The sequence below is a fragment of the Pseudoalteromonas sp. SR45-5 genome (genome assembly GCF_014163565.1).
Lineage (GTDB): Bacteria > Pseudomonadota > Gammaproteobacteria > Enterobacterales > Alteromonadaceae > Pseudoalteromonas > Pseudoalteromonas distincta.
The window spans coordinates 1-1,830 of record NZ_JACJDN010000724.1 but is presented as its reverse complement, the minus strand read 5'-3'; the positions used below and the strand labels follow the sequence as shown (position 1 = coordinate 1,830).

The following is a 1,830-nucleotide window of genomic DNA, read 5'->3' as shown; positions in this document are numbered from 1 at the left end:
AACAAAACTAAAACAACAATTAATCCAAGCCATAACTGCTTCATAAAGTGAGCCATTTATCTATAAATAAGATTACAAAGAGTACCATTAAATGAATAATCGAAAAACGAAATAAGTCCATTGCAGTCTCATCATTTCCAGCAATTTTTAATTTGACGGCTTTATATATAAACACTGCATTTAATACACACGCACCTATTAAATATATTAATCCAGACATACCAATTAAATAAGGTAATACGCAAACTACAGCGAGTAAAACAGAGTAGGCAACGACGCACGTTTTACAAAAGTCGATTCCATGGGTTACTGGTAACATAGGAATTTTAGCGCGTTCATAATCACTTTTTCGCGCTATAGCCAGCGCCCAAAAGTGTGGCGGAGTCCAGGTAAATATTATCATTACAAGTAACCAAGGGGCTGCTGCCATTTGGTTTGTTTCTGACACCCAACCTAATAATGGAGGCATTGCGCCAGCCAACCCACCTATAACAATATTTTGCGGTGTAGCACGCTTTAAAAATGATGTATAAACAAATGCATAACCTACCAATGCAAATAACGTTAATATAGCGGTTAAGGTATTAGCCCACACCATTAGCATAATAAAACCCGCAACCCCAATAACAGCTGCAAAACTAAGCGCATGTGTTTTACTTAAACGCCCTTTAGCCACAGGACGATGACGAGTCCTTGCCATTTTTGAGTCTATCTCACTATCAACCACATGATTAATAACCGCTGCAGCAGCAGAAAGTAGCCCTATACCTAACAAGCTAATAAACTGTACAGCCATACCGCGCCCTACATCAGGAGCCAGCGCTAAACCAACCCAAGCTGTTAGTACCAGCATGGCTACCACTTTAAATTTACTAATTGCTAAGTAGTCTTGCAGCAAATTATGAGTACGCGGAATTAGCGATTGAGTATTAACGAGTAGCAGTATTTTTTTATCAATTATAAGTGCCATTATACTTCCCCTTTATGTGCGTGATTTTAGGTAATAACACAACCTAACCATGCTTAATAATAGTATGGCAGCCATCAAGTTATGCGCCAGTGCAACTCCCAACGGAATATGCCAATGTACTAAAATAAGCCCTAAGCTAATTTGGCAAAGCAGGGTAAGCAATACGCTCACCACGCAATTTTTAATTTTTTTAGAGTACGCTTGGCTGTATATTTTCCACATAATTAGCGCCAGAACGATGCAAGTAACCAGTGCCCAAATGCGGTGTAATAAATGAATAGACATACGCGCTTGCTGCGATAACACACCAAATTCATAATTACTGTGCTCAAGTGGTAATTGAAATACGCTACTCAATGAAAACGGTTGTGCGTAATTACACAATGGCAAACCACTACAATGAGGAGCGGCGTAATTTGCAGCCAGCCAACCACCAAGTGCAATTTGGATAATCAATACACTGAGCGCTACTAAACTTAAACCAAAATAGCGTTTTGCGCCGCTATCACCACCCATAATAGGTTTTGCGGTTAGCCGTAAATATAAAAGCGTTATAAGTGACAAAATACTAAAGCCACCTAATAAGTGCCCCATTACAATAAGCGGCTGAAGGTTCATGGTTACTGTCCACATACCAAGGGCAGCCTGAAACACCACGAGTAGAAGTAAAGCCAAAGGCAATTTAACTGGCGTAGTTGGATATTGGCGCTTTAAAAAAGCCAACACAAATAAACCTAAAATAAGTAAACCTAAAGCACCTGCAAAGTAGCGATGAATCATTTCTTTCCACGCTTTTGCGGTTTCGAACATCATATCGGGGTAGCTTTGAGTTGCTAAGGCTATGTCAGCCTCATGCTTAG

General features: G+C 39.7%; 2 protein-coding genes. Both read right to left on the bottom strand.

What is annotated here, in order from left to right:
• Positions 1-40: 40 nt before the first annotated feature.
• Positions 41-970: a heme o synthase gene (gene cyoE, locus H5072_RS18405; RefSeq protein ID WP_182694383.1), complete on the bottom strand. Its 930-nt coding sequence runs from the start codon at positions 968-970 to the stop codon at positions 41-43.
• Between the two features lie 12 nt (positions 971-982).
• A partial coding sequence (locus H5072_RS18400) for a heme A synthase (RefSeq protein WP_182694382.1) occupies positions 983-1,830 on the bottom strand: 848 nt, incomplete at its 5' end.